At 30.4% G+C, this 17,720-nt stretch carries 14 protein-coding genes; 8 read left to right on the forward strand and 6 right to left on the reverse strand.

Going from position 1 to position 17,720, the window contains the following annotated elements; genetic code table 11:
- Window positions 1-56: 56 nt before the first annotated feature.
- Window positions 57-1,997, forward strand: a complete 1,941-nt coding sequence (locus BWR22_RS04820) for a CocE/NonD family hydrolase (protein WP_076732289.1) — start codon at window positions 57-59, stop codon at window positions 1,995-1,997.
- Here the strand turns inward: BWR22_RS04820 and BWR22_RS04825 are convergent.
- Together BWR22_RS04825 and BWR22_RS04830 are read right to left on the reverse strand one after the other, a co-directional pair.
- Window positions 1,990-2,367, reverse strand: coding sequence for a VOC family protein (locus BWR22_RS04825; protein WP_076732290.1), 378 nt, complete (start codon window positions 2,365-2,367; stop codon window positions 1,990-1,992). The two genes, BWR22_RS04820 and BWR22_RS04825, sit on opposite strands and share 8 nt — an antisense overlap.
- Window positions 2,336-3,574 carry an MDR family MFS transporter gene (locus BWR22_RS04830; protein WP_076732291.1) on the reverse strand — a complete coding sequence of 413 codons (1,239 nt, stop codon included), beginning with the start codon at window positions 3,572-3,574 and terminating at the stop codon, window positions 2,336-2,338. Before BWR22_RS04830 ends, BWR22_RS04825 begins: the two co-directional genes overlap by 32 nt.
- 270 nt (window positions 3,575-3,844) lie before the next feature.
- Here BWR22_RS04830 and BWR22_RS04835 point away from each other — a divergent pair, with 270 nt between their 5' ends.
- On the forward strand, window positions 3,845-4,450 hold the full coding sequence (locus tag BWR22_RS04835) for a DUF1684 domain-containing protein (protein ID WP_076732292.1): 606 nt from the start codon (window positions 3,845-3,847) through the stop codon (window positions 4,448-4,450).
- Here the strand turns inward: BWR22_RS04835 and crcB are convergent.
- Window positions 4,447-4,818 carry a fluoride efflux transporter CrcB gene (gene crcB, locus BWR22_RS04840; protein ID WP_076732293.1) on the reverse strand — a complete coding sequence of 124 codons (372 nt, stop codon included), beginning with the start codon at window positions 4,816-4,818 and terminating at the stop codon, window positions 4,447-4,449. The two genes, BWR22_RS04835 and crcB, sit on opposite strands and share 4 nt — an antisense overlap.
- Before the next feature lie 220 nt (window positions 4,819-5,038).
- On the opposite strand from crcB, the gene BWR22_RS04845 reads away from it, so the two are divergent.
- A complete protein-coding gene (locus tag BWR22_RS04845; RefSeq protein ID WP_076732294.1) occupies window positions 5,039-7,117 on the forward strand; it encodes a hypothetical protein in 2,079 nt (692 codons plus the stop codon).
- A gap of 73 nt (window positions 7,118-7,190) precedes the next feature.
- On the opposite strand, the gene BWR22_RS04850 is transcribed toward BWR22_RS04845, so the two are convergent.
- The gene (locus tag BWR22_RS04850; RefSeq protein WP_076732295.1) at window positions 7,191-8,213 is read right to left on the reverse strand and encodes an SRPBCC family protein; all 1,023 of its coding nucleotides are present in this window, start codon (window positions 8,211-8,213) and stop codon (window positions 7,191-7,193) included.
- A 294-nt stretch (window positions 8,214-8,507) separates the two neighbouring features.
- Here BWR22_RS04850 and BWR22_RS04860 point away from each other — a divergent pair, with 294 nt between their 5' ends.
- Entirely contained in the window at window positions 8,508-8,897 is a 390-nt protein-coding gene (locus tag BWR22_RS04860) for a pyrophosphohydrolase domain-containing protein (RefSeq protein ID WP_076732297.1), read from the forward strand.
- Between the two features lie 78 nt (window positions 8,898-8,975).
- Here BWR22_RS04860 and BWR22_RS04865 read toward each other — a convergent pair whose 3' ends face one another.
- The gene (locus BWR22_RS04865; protein ID WP_076732298.1) at window positions 8,976-10,043 is read right to left on the reverse strand and encodes a branched-chain amino acid aminotransferase; all 1,068 of its coding nucleotides are present in this window, start codon (window positions 10,041-10,043) and stop codon (window positions 8,976-8,978) included.
- 111 nt (window positions 10,044-10,154) lie between these two features.
- Here BWR22_RS04865 and BWR22_RS04870 point away from each other — a divergent pair, with 111 nt between their 5' ends.
- The 4 genes from BWR22_RS04870 (at window position 10,155) to BWR22_RS04885 (ending at window position 12,822) form a co-directional block, all read left to right on the forward strand.
- Window positions 10,155-10,664 carry a DUF4920 domain-containing protein gene (locus BWR22_RS04870; RefSeq protein WP_076732299.1) on the forward strand — a complete coding sequence of 170 codons (510 nt, stop codon included), beginning with the start codon at window positions 10,155-10,157 and terminating at the stop codon, window positions 10,662-10,664.
- A 3-nt stretch (window positions 10,665-10,667) separates the two neighbouring features.
- Window positions 10,668-11,105 carry a hypothetical protein gene (locus BWR22_RS04875; protein ID WP_076732300.1) on the forward strand — a complete coding sequence of 146 codons (438 nt, stop codon included), beginning with the start codon at window positions 10,668-10,670 and terminating at the stop codon, window positions 11,103-11,105.
- A gap of 5 nt (window positions 11,106-11,110) precedes the next feature.
- A complete protein-coding gene (mnmD, locus tag BWR22_RS04880) occupies window positions 11,111-11,788 on the forward strand; it encodes a tRNA (5-methylaminomethyl-2-thiouridine)(34)-methyltransferase MnmD (protein ID WP_076732301.1) in 678 nt (225 codons plus the stop codon).
- Window positions 11,789-11,919: 131 nt separating this feature from the next.
- Complete coding sequence (locus BWR22_RS04885) at window positions 11,920-12,822, forward strand: TIGR01777 family oxidoreductase (protein WP_076732302.1); 903 nt, start codon at window positions 11,920-11,922, stop codon at window positions 12,820-12,822.
- A gap of 17 nt (window positions 12,823-12,839) precedes the next feature.
- Here BWR22_RS04885 and BWR22_RS04890 read toward each other — a convergent pair whose 3' ends face one another.
- Complete coding sequence (locus BWR22_RS04890; protein WP_076732303.1) at window positions 12,840-17,714, reverse strand: T9SS type B sorting domain-containing protein; 4,875 nt, start codon at window positions 17,712-17,714, stop codon at window positions 12,840-12,842.
- Window positions 17,715-17,720: the final 6 nt, after the last annotated feature.

A 17,720-nucleotide genomic window follows, 5' to 3' on the forward strand; every position in this document is an offset into this window, starting at 1 on the left:
TTATATAGATGAATTGTTTTTGTAAATTTATTCAATCTAAACAATCAATTACTTTAATGAAACATTTTTTTAAAATCGTTACTGCACTTTTATTTCTATTTACTTCTTGTAAAAAAGATTTAACAACAACAACAACAACAATAGCAACGACTCAAGAAGTAGATACTTATGTACAAGATAATTATACCAAAAAAGAGGTTGATATTGCCATGCGTGATGGCATAAAACTGCATACAACAATTTATTCTCCGAAAGATACAAGTAAAGTGTATCCAATAATAATGATGAGAACACCATATAGCAGTCAACCATATGGTGAAAATAAATTTAAGGAAAAAATTGGTCCAAATGTACATTTAATGAAAGAAGGAAACATTATTGTTTATCAAGATGTTCGTGGGCGTTGGATGAGTGAAGGTGTTTACGATAATATGCGAGCTTATATTCCCAATAAAAAAGATAATAACGATATTGATGAATCTTCAGACACTTATGATACTATAGATTGGCTTGTAAAAAACGTTGAAAATAATAATGGTCGTGTTGGTACTTGGGGAATTAGCTATCCAGGTTTTTATGCAACATACTCAACTATAGATGCGCATCCAGCGCTTAAGGCAGCGTCACCACAAGCGTGTATTGGCGATTTCTTTTTTGACGATTTTCACCACAACGGTGCTTTTTTATTAAGTTATTTTAGAGCAGTTTCATTATTTGGAACCACAAAAAATAAACCAACAGATTCTGCATGGTATAAATTGCCAGATTTACCAACGCAAGATCAATATCAATTTTTCTTAGATGCAGGACCACTTAGCAATTTAAATAGCTATTTTCAATATGAAACTTTAGATGATAAATCGGTAGCTAAAACAGATAGAATTGATGATGTGTTTTGGAAAGAAATTATAGAACACCCAAACTATGATAGTGTTTGGAAACCAAAAGGACTTATTCAAAATTTAAAACACTCAAAACCTACAGTAGCAACTATGATTGTTGGTGGTTTTTTTGATGCCGAAGATTTATACGGGCCATTGGAAACCTACAAAGCTATCGAGAAAAATAATCCTGAAGCTTATAATACTATTGTTTTTGGACCTTGGGATCATGGTCGTTGGTCTAAAAGTGATGAAAAAAACTATGTAGGTAATTATTTCTTTGGAGACTCGATATCTCTTAATTACCAAAAACAAGTAGAAACAAAGTTTTTTAATCATTTTTTAAAAGGAAGTGGAGATAAAAACTCTGGCTTGCCAGAAGCTTATGTTTTTGATTCAGGAAAAAAGGATTGGAGTAGTTTTAATGCTTGGCCACCAGCAAATGTTACAAAACAAAAAATGTATTTAAACGCTAATCAAGAATTAGCAACAACAAAAAAAGGAAATACTAAAGAGGTTTTTATTAGTGATTTAAAAAGACCAGTGCCATATTCTGAAGATATTAAAACCGTATTTACACCAAGAAAATACATGACAGACGACCAACGTTTTGCTGCAAGGCGCCCAGATGTATTGGTTTTTGAAACCGAACCACTAAAGAAAGATTTAACCTTAGCAGGAGATATTTTAGCAAATTTAAAAGTAGCAACAACAGGTACAGATGCAGATTGGATTGTTAAAGTTGTAGACGTACATCCTGGAGATATTGAAGAGCAAGAAGCAGGTATGCAAGATCACTTAAAACTTAGTAACTACCACATGATGGTAAGGAGCGAAGTTATGCGTGGTCGTTTTAGAAATAGTTTTGAAAAACCAGAACCATTTGAGCCTAATAAAACAACAGATGTAACTATTAAATTACAAGATGTTTTTCATACAATAAAAGCAGGACACAAATTACAAATTCAGGTTCAAAGTACTTGGTTTCCGCTTATAGATTTAAATCCACAAACTTTTGTGCCAAATATTTACAAAGCAAAAGAGAGCGATTTTAAAAACCAAACACATACCGTATTTAATGCTTCTAATATTGAATTTTCAGTTTTAGTTAATTAATTCGCCAAGGTGGATTTTTTCGATTTTCACCAGCTTTAAAGAGTATAATATTATTACCATCTGGGTCTTGGAGTTTGGCTTCGCGCCATAACCAAGACTCATTTTTTGGTAATTGACTAAATGTAATACCTTTATCTTGAAGTTTGTTAACAACAGAGTCAAGCTCATCGTTTTCAAAATAAAGTGTTGTATTGTTTTTTAATAAAATATCATCTGTAAAACATATAGATAATGTTGCCTCACCGTCTGGACATTCTAATCTAGCATAGCGAGGCAAAGCATCTACAATTAATTTTAAACCTAATTTTTTATAAAATGAAACTAGTTGTCTTGTGTTTTCAGTGACTATTGTGACTTGGTTTAAGTTCATTATTATTAGTTTTTTTCTTCATATATAATTTTAAAACAAATAAAAGTAAAATACAAATACTAGAAAGCGCTGTCATTATTAACCATGTATTATTAAAACCTATACCAGATACTATTTGTAATCCTGCGTTAAAACCAAATACGCTAGCAATTGAAAAAGACATAATATACATTGCCATATATTCGCCTTGGTTTCCATTTTTAGCTTGCTCCATTGCATACGCATTAGAGAATGGAAATGCTATCATTTCTCCTACAGTCATTAATAACATTCCTATTATTAATATTCCAGACCAGGTGGTAAGGTTTAATACAAAAAAGCTTAAACCTGTTAATAATGCTCCAAATAAAATTAATGTTATTTTGTTGTAACCGCTTTTTTCAAGCCAGCTAATTAATGGCATTTCAAATAAAAATATAAAAAAACCATTAGCACCTAATAGTAAGCCTATTTCAATTTTGTTTAAAAAATGAACATCTTTATAATATAATGGCATTGCAGAGAAGTATTGAAAGAATACTACTGCAAAAATTAACATTGCAAAAAAGAATATTATAAATGGTTTATTTGAATATACAGATTTTGGATTTTCTACTTCTAGCTTATCTTGAACCTTTGCTTTCTTTGGGTTTAATACATTAAATAAAACTATTGTAGCAATAATACACGTTATACCATCTGTCCAAAATAGCCCAGAATAGTCTAAAGTTGTAATAATTAACCCGCCTAATGCAGGACCTGCTGAGAAACCTAAATTTATAGCTAAACGTATTAATGTTACACTTCTTGTTTTGTTTTCTGGTTTACTATAGGTGCTCATTGCAACAAACATTGCAGGTCTAAAAGTATCGGCAACTATCATTAATAAAAAGATGCCAATGCATAGTGTTTCGAATGTTTTTAAATATTGCACGGCAATAAAAAGGATACCAGTTAAGAATAGGCTGCAAACCATAACCTTGTAGAAACCTATAACATCTGTTAATTTTCCACCTAACCAAGTTCCAATTACAGAGCCTAGACCAAAACAAGTCATTATCCAGCCTACTTTTTCTAAAGAAAGGTTTAAATCTTCTGTTAAATAAATTGATAAAAATGGAATTACCATTGTGCCAGCTCGATTAATAAAAGTTATTAATGCTAGCCACCATACTTCTTGAGAGAGGCCTTTAAAGGTGTTTAAGTAGTTATTAAATAGTTTTTTCATGGTTTGGTTGGTTTTTTTCTGTTACATCATTTATAAAAGTTTAATTCGTAATAGGCTTAAAATATAAAAGTCCAACTACGAAGTTGGACTTTTAATATTATATTAATTGATATCTACATCATTATAAAATATAAGAAGCCCGCCTCGTAAATGTACAAGTGGTATATTGCTTATATAATTTAATGACTAAATTCATTCTTATTTATCTTTTAATACATCAAAGCTAAACATTTTTTTTTAAAGTTGTATTTTTGATGTAAATAAAATAGAATGAAATATATTTTTTGTTTAGTATTACTTTGTGTTTCGGTGTTAAGTTGTGGACAAAACAAGGAACCTATTTTAGGCGATACAGCCTACCAAAGAGAGCAAAATTCTAAATTTAAAGATGCTTCAAAATCGCCTTTAACCTCAAAAGATAGAAAAACATTTAAGGCTTTAGATTTTTTTGAATTCGACTCAACTTTTGTTGTTAAAGCTCATTTAAAAAGAACACCAGACTCTAAGTGGTTTAATATGGAAACTTCTACTAGCCGTATATCTAAAGAGCGAGTTTATGGTATTTTAAGCTTTCAAATAAATAATAAAGAATATAAGCTTAATGTTTACCAAGGTCAAGAATTAATGCAAGAAGAAGGTTTTGAAGATTATTTATTTCTGCCTTATATAGATAATACTAACGGCGAAACAACTTATGGAGGAGGTCGTTATATAGACTTACGAATTCCAGAAGGAGACTCTATAGTAATAGATTTTAATAAAAGTTATAATCCTTATTGTGCGTACGATCCAAAATATTCTTGCCCAATAGTGCCATTAGAAAATGCTATAAATATTAGTATAACGGCAGGAGTAAAAGCTTATAAAAAGCATTAAAAACTTTTTGCTAAATACATGCCGCCAAATACCGCTAAAAAGCCCATTACAAAACTACTAATGGTATAAATAGCAAAACTTGTAAAATCGCCGGCTTTTAAAAATACATGATTTTCGTAGGCAAAAGTAGAAAAGGTGGTAAAACCTCCACAAAAACCTGTAGCTAATAGTAATGTATGGTTTTGTGTTAATGTGTTGTTTTTTAATGCAATACCTAAAATAATACCAATTAATAAACTTCCTAAAATGTTTGCAGCAAAGGTACCATATGGAATACCGTTTTCTGAATTATTTAAAAACTTACCTAATAAATAGCGCATTACGCTTCCAAAGCCACCACCAATAAATACAAGTAAAATGTTTTTCATATAAAAAAAATGTACTGCAATATTATCTATTTTTTTCTAATCTTCTTATAGAATGTAATTTTTTTTAGAATTTAAATTTTAACATATATAGTGTTAACTATTTTGTTATTAGTGTATTAAATGGTGTGTTCTATTGGTAATCATATATTAAGCCATTAGAAATTTGGCGGAAACTGAAAAGCCAAAATAGAGTAGGTGCGCTATTTAATTTTTATTTATTATGAAAACTTTAAACGAAAAGCAACTATTGGTTGCTAGACAAGAATTTAAACCATTTTTGTCTTTAGGAGGAAAAAACCTTTCTAAGCTTAAACTAAAAACATCTTTAGATTTTTTTGCTCAAAAAATGAACACCACATTTGAATCTTTAGGTTGTATTGGCTATAATTCTAAAAAACAACAGCTAACAGCAACTATTAACATTAAGAGATCTAGTGGTTATTCTGGTTCTCTTTGCGAAAATGGATCTTACGAGTATGTTAGGTTTTATATAGATTATCAAGATGGAGATGGTTGGCAAGATATGGGAGTAGTAGGTGTTAATGTACATGATATTCCTACAGAGAAGGATTGTGATAATCAAGATGAAAAGCCAATTACTTATGTAGCAAGATTAGATATAGAATCTAAAAGAAAATTTTGTTCTGTGCCTAACTTGCCAATCGTAAGAGCTGTGTTATCATGGAATACTGTTCCAGAGCCTAATGATCCAGATTTAGAAATTGGTACTTATGTTTGGAGCGATACTAAAGATGCTCAAATTCAAATAGAGCCTTATAAATTCTTTTTACCAGATTTTCCAATTTTAGAAGTTGATGATATTTTAAATTCGATAATTTTAAATCCTAGTTTATCATTAAATCAATTAACATTACACAAACCCGAAAAACTTTTAGCTATTAAAAAAGCAAAAGCAGCAATAAAACCAAAGACGCTAAATTTTTCGGAGCTTTCAGTTTTGTATAATAAGAATAAAATTAAACCACACCGTTTTGGTATTAAAGAATTGCAAAGTGTTATAAAGGCTCCAAATCATATAGAGTTAAATAATATTTCGAATATTTTTGAAGTAAATAATTGTGATTTATTAGACAGTTTAGCAGAATTTAATAATGTAAACTGCGACACAGAATTTGAAGAATTAGTATGTGTTGGTGCAGATTATAATAGACAAGCTTTAATAGGAACATTTAAAGTTAATAAATCTTCTGGTTATAATGGTGGATTATGTACAGACGGAAGTAAAGAATATGTTTCTTTTTGGATACAAACCGAAGAAAATTGCGAATGGATACATGCTGGTACAACATATGTAAACGTTTACGATATTCCAGATGTTCCAGATAATGGAATTTTTTACTCTGCAGTACTGCCTTATAAATTTGATGATTTAAAACAAGAGTGTGGAAATCCACAAGTGTTAAAAGTAAAGGCAATATTATCTTGGAATGTTGAGCCACAAGGTATGGAGTGTTCTCGTTGGGGAAATATACTAGAGTCTTATGTACAAATTCAGCCAGAGAAAGCCACTATAGGAAATGGACCGGAAATAGTTGCTATTGGCGGAGTAGATGTAAACTGGATAGGAGCAAATGGGTTAACTATGCCAAATGCACATTTTAGATTTACTGGTTTGGAGGTTACTAATAGAAGCGCTTTTGGAGGTTTAATTATTGTAGAAGCAAAAACTAATAAATTTAATGGTCAGCGTTATAAAGTAAGAGTCGATAATTTAAATACTGGAGATAGTTATTATGTGGATAATTCTTTTGTAATGGATAATGTTTTTAATGTTTCTCATGCTAATCCAATAACAAAAGAATATACTTATTATGGAGATGCTACCAATAACTCTTTAAACGCAGTAGCTAAATTTTATCCAGGAACAAACGATTTAATAAGAGTAACTATTGAACATGCAGATGGGACATCGTCAAGTAAAGTTATTCAAATGGATAATAGTAATCCAGATTTGGAGTTAAATATTACAAATTATGGTGATTGTTCTCATTTTGTAAAAGGTCTGCCAATAAGTGGTAATTTTTCTGTTTCAGAAAGCCATATAGAATATTATCGTTTAAGTACTTCTATAAACGAATCTGGTGTTAATATTTTAGAACATGTAATTCCTACAGATCTCACAGAAACAGAGTTTTCAGGAACATTTAATTTTACTGCATCGTCTACAAAAAACTGTGGAGTAATTAGCATATTTGCAAAACCAAGAACTGTAATTCATAGTAGAGAGATGCATGATGGTAAAAACTTGCCTAAAACAATATGTTTAAAGGAAAGTTGATTTTTAATTATTTTTAAAAAAAAGCAGTCCTAAATTTAGGACTGCTTTTTTTATTAAAGAACATCTGCTATGTCTATTTTACAGCGATATAAATTTCAGTTTTTAAGTTTGCTGGATTTGGTGTGTTTATTGGCGAGTTTAAGTATGCTTCTATATTAGGTCCATCTTCATCTTGTTCCAAACCGCTTTTTGCAATTGTAATTGTTGCTTTTTCCCAAGCTTCTTTTAAGTTGCTATAGTCACCAGTTAATGTTGTTTTTACAGCCTTAAAAGGTTCTAATTGACCAGTTAAGATATTGCTATCTGTAGTAATAACTTTTGCAGTTGTAGGTACACAACAAGAAAACATAACTGCATTATTTTCTTCATCCCATTTATGGTATAAAATATATGGTGCGCCAGCCATTGTAATGTTATTTTTTAATGCATAATTTATAACTTCAGGAAGCATAGTTGCCATTTTAGATTGGAAATCCTGAAATGTTGTTGCTGTGGTATTGTATATATAATAACCACCACTATGTTGTGTTGTTTCGCTATCTACAACAATGTTATATTTTTTCATGTCGTTAATAACAATGCTATCAAGTTTTTCTAAGCTACGTTCGTAATCAGGACCAATAAGTTCTTCCATTCCTCCCATAAAAGCCGTGTAGGCTTTAAAATCGAAAGGCAAATCTTTTCCAGAAATACTCCATGTAACATCTGTAGATCCATTAGTATTTGGAGTAAATTTCCAAGCCACATCAGATTTTGGATATTCTCCAACTTGCATAACTTGTGTTATAGATTTATTTGCGTTTGTTTCAACAGTTTTCATAGTGCCAATACCTTCTTTACCTTCCCAAGTATAGCTAGCGCCTTCTCCAATTGTTTGTTCTGGTAACGTTATTTTTATACTAGGTTCTTTTTCTACCCATGATGACCAAGACTCCCAACTTTTAAAATTATTTACTTTGTTAAAAATAACTTCGGCAGGAGCATTTATTGTACGAGTTCTTGTTACAGAAAATTCGCTTGGTTGAACAGCAATGTAAATTGCTAGTGCAATAATGGCAATAAGTAAAAGAAAGAAAATGTATTTTATGGCTTTCATATATAATAAGTTAAGTTGGTTACTATCAAATTTACAAAATTTATATATTTAAGTTTTATTTAAATATAAATTTTATGGCTGCAATAAGTCCTATAAAAGAAATAAAAGCAACTAATACCCAAAAAGTTCCTTTGTAATGTTGTTTGTGTAATTTTAGATCCTTTCTGTAAGTATAAATTAGAGCTAAAATAAAAACAAGGGCAAAACAAATGGCAAAAATTAATTGTCCTGTACTAAACATATTTACTATTTTTATGCAAAAATAACGAATACAAGTAGTAAAAATCGATTTCAATGAAAAATAAAATAGAAGCCGTAAAAGCATTTCATACAGCATTTAAAATAGGACATTTAGAATCTCCTAAAGCAGACTTAGGAAATGCTAAAAACACGTTGCGTTTTAAATTAATGCAAGAAGAAAACGAAGAGTATCTTGAAGCTGCAAATAATGATGATTTGGTTGAGGTTGCAGATGCTTTAGGTGATATGCTTTATATACTTTGCGGTACTATTATAGAACATGGTATGCAACATAAAATAGAAGAGGTTTTTAACGAGATACAACGTAGTAATATGAGTAAACTTGACGAAAATGGGCAGCCAATTTATAGAGAAGATGGAAAAGTATTAAAAGGGCCAAATTATTTTAAGCCAGATATTAAAGCTATTTTAGATAAAATATAAACTTACGTAAATAAAAAAAGCAACTAATCTAGTTGCTTTTTTTTTATTGTGATAAATGGATTTTCAGGTATAAATTATTTATACTTTAATTCTCCATCCAAAAGGATCTTCAGTTTTATTAGTTTGTATTGCTACAATTTTGTTTTTTAATTTTTCTCCAAAAGTATCTTTAATTTCTGGTAAGTCGAAATCTTGATCTCTAAAACCAAAACCAGAAATTGGAGATATTACAGCAGCTGTTCCAGCACCAAAAATCTCTTTTAAGCTTCCGTTTTTTGCAGCTTCAACAAGTTCACTTACTTTAATTTTTCTTACTTCAGTTTTTATACCTTCAGCTTTAGCAAGTTCCAAAATACTTTTTCTAGTAACTCCATCAAGAATTCTGTCGCTTACAGGAGAAGTTAAAAGCGTATCATTAATACGTACAAAAACATTCATTGCTCCAGCCTCTTCAATATATTCGTGTGTTGTATCGTCGGTCCATATAACTTGTTGGTATCCTTTGTCTTTAGCTAATTGTGTTGGATAAAACTGCCCAGCATAATTACCTCCTGCTTTAGCAAAGCCAACACCTCCATTAGCAGAACGTGAATATTTCTCTTCGATTAATACTTTTACTTTACCAGCAAAATAAGAACCAGATGGAGCGCAAGCTATTATAAATTTATAATTATCTGCTGGAGAAGCATGAAAGCCTTCGCCAGTAGCAAAAGTAAAAGGTCTTATATATAACGAACTTCCTTCTTTAGTAGGAATCCAATCTTTTTCTATATTTAAAAGCGCTTTTAAACCTTCCATAAAATAATCTTCAGGAATTTCTGGAATAGCTAAACGTTTTGCCGAAATATTTAAACGCTTTACATTGTCTAATGGGCGAAATAAAAAGATATCATTGTTAGAGTCTTTATAGGCTTTCATCCCTTCGAAAATAGATTGTCCATAATGAAAAATCTTCGCAGAAGGCATTAAACTAATAGGAGCAAAAGGTTCAATTTGTGGTAATTGCCATTTTCCATCTATATAGTCGCAAGTTAGCATATGGTCTGAAAATACTTGACCAAAAGCAAGATTATTAAAATCTATACTATCAATTTTAGACGTTTTTACTTTGTTAATTTTTATTTGTTCTCTTGTTAGTTGTCCCATGAATATAAGTGTGGTTTTTCGATTACAAAAATACAGAATAAAGTTTTAAGAAATTAGAATTTCATCTTAAAATAGTATCTTTGAAAAGTAAATTACTAATAAAATATAATTATGAAAAAAACAATACTTGTATTAGCAATGGCTTTAGCAATATTTGCTTGTAAAAATGATGCAAAATCTAACGAAGAAATGCCTGCTGAAGAAATTGCGGAAGTAACATATAAATCTTTTGGAAAAGAAATTATTGCAGACGATGCCATGTCTACTGCTTCTATGGCAGAACATTACAAGAAAATGAATGTTGGAGATAGCATTAACAGTAAAATGATTGCTAAAGTAGACGATGTTTGTCAAGCAAAAGGTTGCTGGATGAAATTAGACTTAGAGAATGGAGAGCAAGTAATGGTTAAATTTAAAGATTATGGTTTTTTTATGCCAAAAAATATTGCAGGACAAGACGTAATTATTAATGGTAAAGCTTATGTAAATGAAGTTCCTGTAGAGGAGTTACGCCATTACGCAGAAGATGCAGGTAAATCTGCCGAAGAAATTGCGCAAATTACAGAGCCTAAAAAAACGTATTCTTTTGAAGCAGATGGTGTACTACTAGTTGAAGAATAAATAATGAAACACCTACTGTGTATATTATCTTTGGCTTTAGTTTTTAGTTGTGATTCTAAAGTTAAAGAAAATGAAAAAAGCGTTTCTAATAAAAAGGTTTACGATATGTATGAACCTTCTGAAATGGCAAATTTAATGAATGCCTTTTATGCTGAAAATGAAAAAATAAAGGCTGAAATTTTAGCAGGAGATACACTTGGAGAATTTCCTTTAGATTTCATGAAAATTCATACAGCAGAACTTTCAGATTTTAAAAAGCGTAACGATAAATTTAAAGCTTATTCTCAATTATATATTAATGCAGAACAAGAGGTTTTTAATTCAGAATCAAAAATTCCTATAGAAGATCGATTTAATAATGCAATTGGTGTTTGTATTTCTTGTCATCAAACAGAGTGTACAGGACCAATTCCAAGAATTAAAAAGCTACTAATTAAATAGTTTTTTTGAAACGTAAAATAATGATTACTAAAGATGGTTCTACAACCATCCATATACCAGAGTGGAACGAACAATACCATTCTACACATGGCGCTATACAAGAGGCTGAGCATGTTTATTTAAAACATGGCTTAGCCTTTTTTTATACATCTAATAATTTATATAAAACAAAATCTCAAGTTTCTATTTTAGAAATTGGTTTTGGTACAGGTTTAAATGCGTTTTTAACTGCAATTAAAGCAGAAGAGTTAAAGCTAAATTGTAATTATGTAGGCGTAGAAGGTTTTCCTGTTTCTATTGAAGAACTAAAAGCTTTAAATTTTACTAAAACCTTAAAAAGGGAGACTATATTTAATGCTCTTCATAATTGTACATGGGAGCAAAGCTGTGAAATTTCTAAATATTTTGAATTAAAAAAAGAACAAAAACAGTTTGCTCAAATTACAGATGTAAACAAATATGATGTTGTTTATTTTGATGCATTTGGGCCACGAGTTCAACCAGAATTATGGACAAAAAAAATATTCGAAATTATGTATAAGGCAATGAAGGTAAATGGTGTTTTAGTTACATATTGTGCTCAAGGTTACGCAAGGCGAGCTATGATATCGGTAGGATTTACTGTAGAAAGAGTAGAAGGACCTCCAGGAAAGAGACATATGCTAAGAGCTGTTAAATTGTAATACAAACATAAAATTTAGAAATTTTATTAGTATTTATCACACCGCCATTTTAAATGTCTTTAGTTAACGTTAAACCTTACTTAAATGTCTTTCTTAATTATAGAATGTATTGTACTTTTAAATAAAAAGATATGAAAGTACTTATTACAGGAGCAACAGGCTTAATAGGTAGTGAAATTGTAAAGCAATGTCATAAAAAAAATATTGATGTAAATTACCTTACTACTAGTAAAGATAAGATAGAAAATAAAGATAATTTTAAAGGTTTCTATTGGAACCCAAGTCAATCTAAAATAGATGTTAATTGTCTTAAAAATGTAGATGTTATTATACATTTAGTAGGAGCAAGTATTTCTAAACGTTGGACAAAAGAGCACAAACAGGCTATAATAAATAGCAGGTTGGAAACCACAGCATTACTGCACGAAACTTTAAAAAATAACCATAATACTATAACGCAAATTATTTCTGCTAGCGCCATTGGTTATTACCCAGATTCTTTAACTAAATATTATACAGAAGATGAAAAAGAAGTTAGTAATTCTTTTCTTGGTAAAGTAGTTCAAGAATGGGAACAAGTTGTAGATAGTTTTAAAACATTAAATATAATTGTATCTAAAGTTAGAATTGGTGTTGTATTATCTAATAAAGGTGGTGCTTTTCCTGAATTAGCAAAACCTATAAAATATGGCGTTGGAGCTGCAATGGGAACAGGGAAACAATGGATGTCTTGGATACATTTACATGATTTAGCAGGAATATTTTTGTATGTATTAGAAAACGAATTAGAAGGTGTTTATAATGGTGTTGCACCAAATCCTGTGACTAATAAAATGCTAACAAAGGCCATTGCTAAAAAAATGAAAATGCCTCTATTTCTACCAAATATTCCAAAATTTGTAATGAAAATTATTCTAGGAGAAATGCATATTATCTTATTTGAAAGTCAGCGTGTAAGTTCAAAAAAAATAGAAAAATTTAATTATAAGTTTGAGTATTTTAATTTAGATTCTGCTTTAAACGATTTAGTATAATTTTTTTATACTAAATATTATCTCACCAAACTAAAATGTCCTTTTAAAATAGTGCCATTTTTTAATTCTATAATGTACCAATAATCTGATGTTGGTAATAACTCTCCACTATACGTACCATCCCATCTTTTTGTTGTTTTGAGTTGTGTTAATAGTCTGCCATAACGATTAAAAATGGATGTTAATTTAATTTCATTTTTATTATCGATAATATCCCAAGTTTCATTAACGTTATCGCCATTTGGAGTGAAGAATTTTGGGATAATAAATTGTTTAAGTTCTATAGTGAAATCAATAGTTTTTTCTAAACAACCATTTGTGTCTTTTACGTAAAGTGTATAACTGCCATCTGATAATCCAGAAAATAAATTATTATTTTGATAGTTAAAACCATCTATAGAATATTGATAATCTATAGAAGTATCGTTCATTGTTACTATTAACTCACCTTCATATATATTTAAATTTGATTGTGTTAGATTAAAATTTTGAGATGGATTAATGGTTACAGTAAAAACACTTTCGTTAAAACAATTTGGATTTGTGCTTGTTTCGGCGTAAATATAAATAGTTTGAGATGCTAGAATGTTTTCACCAGGTAGCATAGGAGTTCCCATACCGTTAGGTGCTGAATAATAATTTCCATTATTTAAAGGTTGTAAAATAAACGAATCGCAAGAAACTACATCTTGTAAAATATCTACTGTTGGAGTTTCGTGTATGGTAATGTTAAAAAAGGTTTCTGCAGAGCAATTATTAATTTCGTTGTATATGTAAAGCGATTGGGAAGTTGATATAATGTCTCCTGCATTTAATTGTGTACCATTACCATTAGGCTGTGTAAAGTAATTGCCATTATTCAAATTTTGTAAAATATAACTATCGCAAACAATTATATTATTTAAAACATCTACAGTTGGAGTTGTGTTTATGGTAATATTAAAACTAGATTCATCACTACAACTACCATTAGTTTCATATATGTAAATGGTTTGTGTTGTTGTGATTGTATCTCCTGCGTTTAACGGTGTTCCTGTTCCGCCAGATGCTGTAAAATAATTACCAACGGTTAAAGGTTGCAGTGTAAAACTATCGCAAGCAGTTTGGTTATTTAACACATCTACAGTTGGAGTTGTTGTAATTGTAACATCAAAACTTGACTCATCACTACAACTACCATTAGTTTCATATATATAAATGGTTTGCGTTGTTGTGATTGTATCTCCTGCGTTTAACGGCGTTCCTGTTCCGCCAGATGCAGTAAAATAATTACCAACAGTTAAAGGTTGTAGTGTAAAACTATCGCAAGCAGTTTGGTTATTTAACACATCTACAGTTGGTGATGTTGTAATTGTAACATCAAAACTCGACTCATCACTACAACTGCCATTAGTTTCGTAAATATAAATGGTCTGCGTAGATGTAATTGTATCTCCTGCGTTTAACGGCGTTCCTGTTCCACCAGATGCTGTAAAATAATTACCAACGGTTAAAGGTTGTAGTGTGAAACTATCGCAAGCAGTTTGGTTATTTAATACATCTACAGTTGGTGTTGTTGTAATTGTAACATCAAAACTAGACTCATCACTACAACTGCCATTAGTTTCATATATGTAAATGGTTTGCGTTGTTGTGATTGTATTTCCTGGGTTTAACGGCGTTCCTGTTCCTCCAGTATTGGTAAAATAGTTTCCAACTGTTAAAGGTTGTAGAGTAAAACTATCGCAAACAGTTTGGTTATTTAAAATGTCTACAGTTGGAGTTGATGTAATTGTAACATCAAAACTCGACTCGTCACTACAACTGCCATTAGTTTCATATATATAAATGGTTTGTGTTGTTGTAATTACATCACCAGCATTTAACGGTGTTCCTGTTCCTCCAGTATTGGTAAAATAATTACCAACGGTTAAAGGTTGTAGCGTGAAACTATCGCAAGCAGTTTGGTTGTTTAAAACATCTACAGTTGGAGTTGATGTAATTGTAACATCAAAACTAGACTCATTACTACAATTACCATTAGTTTCATATATGTAAATGGTTTGTGTTGTATTGATTGTATCTCCTGCGTTTAACGGCGTTCCTGTTCCGCCAGACGCAGTAAAATAATTACCAACAGTTAAAGCTTGTAGTGTGAAATTATCGCAAGCAGTTTGGTTGTTTAAAATGTCTACAGTTGGTGTTATGTTTATGGTGATATTAAAACTAGATTCGTCACTACAACTGCCATTAGTTTCATATATATAAATGGTCTGCGTAGATGTAATTGTATCTCCGGCATTTAACGGCGTTCCTGTTCCGCCAGACGCTGTAAAATAGTTGCCCGAAGTTAATGTAGGCAGCGTGTAATTATCACATTGTGTTGTGTCTGGCAAAGTCTCGGCAGTAACGTTACAAGTTTGTAATGTGGTAAAGCTTTCTTCTAAACAGCTAATGGCATTTCCAGCAGAGTTATATGGTGTAATTGTTACGTATATTGTTTCATTTTCCGATAAATCATTTGCAAAATCATAAGTTGTTACAAGGCCTACATCTATGTTATTTAAAATATCTGTTGCTCCAGAAGTTGTTCCAACATTAAGTATATAACCAGTAGCATTAGCAATGCTGTTCCAATATAAATCTATAGAAACAGGCTGATTTGTATCACCATTAACAGGATGCGAAAGTGTTGTACATTCTGGAATTACGGTTGTGTTTCCTGTTGTAAAACTTTCTTCATTACAATTTAATACTGTGCCATTGAGAAAATATGGCGTTATTGTTATAAATATTTGAGTGTTTGGAGGCAAATTAGAAGTTGTTGTATAACTAGTTACATTACCTACATCTACATTATTTAAAATATCTGTTGCTCCAGAAGTAGTACCCATACTTATAAAATAACCACAAGCACCTAAGCTTTCTGTCCAAGTTAAAACTTCATTTAATGGTATATTTGTGCTTCCGTTTACTGGTGAAATTAAAGATGTACAACTTTCTGCAGGAGAGTTAACATTTAGCGTGATATCGTTTCTTATTAATAATAAATTTTTATTTCCTGTTCCAGGAGGATTTCCGTTTTCGAAAGGTACTAAGTCACTTTTAATTTCGGAGTGGTAAACTGCTTGGTCGCAGCTGTTAACAGAAGGAATAGTGTAGCTTGGTGAGTCTGGAGCTCCTGGAATGGCAACGCCATCTTTAAACCAAGTATAATGGTTTTGAGTTCCAGCACATACAGTTGTTAATGTTACAGCATCTCCTGCATTAGCATTAATAGTTTGTATAACATCTACTTTAGCCTGTGGTGCATAACCGTATTCGGTCATAATTGGTAATTGTGATGATCCAAAAGTGTTTGTTTGTGATAAAAAATTTACAAATTGGTTATGTTGATCTTCAAAATGTCCAAATTCGAATGCGTTATTGTGAAAATAAAATCTAAAGTAGTTTGCATTTGTACCAACTAAACTTGCAAAATCGGGCATTAGACCGTGAAGATTATTGTAGCTAACATCTATTAAATTGGAGGCAGAAACACCAAAATAATTTGATTTTACAGTGTATAATTGATCTAAAATATCTGTACCAGAAAATAAATTGTGGCTAATATTTAAACTTATAAGTTTTATACAATCTAAAATATATAAAGACTCAACTTGATTATGCGATATGTTTATATAGTTTAATTCTACATTTTGTGTTAAATCTAATCCTGTTGTGGTAAATAAATTATTATCTATTATTAATTGACGAAGAATAACATTTTGTGTTACATCTAAAGTTGGAATTAAATTAAAGCTTAATGTTAAATACTCTAAAATGGTGTTTTGAGATAAATCTATAGTTGGTAATTGGTTATAGGCTGCACTTAATCGATACAGTAGAGTATTTTGTGTTACATCTAAAGCTGTTAAATTATTAGCGCCTATACTTAACTCTTCTAAATTTATATTTTGTGTTAAATCTATAGTGTTTATGTCGTTATAAGATAAGTCGACGTTCTCTAATAATATATTTTGAGTAACGTCTACCACTAAAGGTGTTGTTTGGTTAGAGGTAATATCTAAATCTGTTAGATTGGGTAAAACCGAAAAATCTAATGGATTTTGAATATCGTGATTAATAATAAAAATGTCTGTAAGTGTATTAGAATTTGGAAGCAAAAGGTTTTCTACATAAGTTCCCCAAAAATAAATGCTTTCAAGGTTTATATAATTTGAAATATCTATAGTAGGAATATCTATGCTGGTTATTCTTAAATATTTAAGATTTGTAAATACATTAGGAAGCGTAATAACAACATTGTTTGCGCTTGAACCGCCAATATTTAAATCTTCTAAACCACTTAACAGAGAAAAATCTAATGTGGTATCTGCTAAATATCTTATATCAATTGTGGTTAGTGTGTTGGTTATTGGCCAGATAATATCTGTAACATTATTTAAAAAATCACCGTCAAAAGAAATTAAATTTAAATTTTGAGATAAATCTATTGTTGTAATTGGTGGTAAAGTTGTGTATGGAAAATTACCATGTATAAATATTTCTTCTAATAAAACATTTTGACTAAAATCAACACTAGCTAATACTTCATTATCATTAGTTCTAAAACTTACTAATTGCGTTAAAGCTGTTAATGAAACAGTAATAACTTGATTATTACCTAAATCTAAATTTGTTAAGTTTATAAAAGCATTTATACCTGTAATATCTGTAATATTAGTGCCGGCTAGTGTTAAATTGGTTATAGATTGTGCATCTGTATTTAAAACGTTACCGTTTAAGCCGTTAGTATCTATGCCTTGGTTTATTAATTCTTGCTCAAAATTAGTGTCTGGAATTGGTGTGGTTTGCGCATATAAAGCTACGTTAACAAAACAAAAAAGAAATAAGATGTAGAATGATTTCATTTAAAG

The organism is Lacinutrix venerupis (assembly GCF_001971745.1).
GTDB classification, from domain to species: Bacteria; Bacteroidota; Bacteroidia; order Flavobacteriales; family Flavobacteriaceae; genus Lacinutrix; species Lacinutrix venerupis.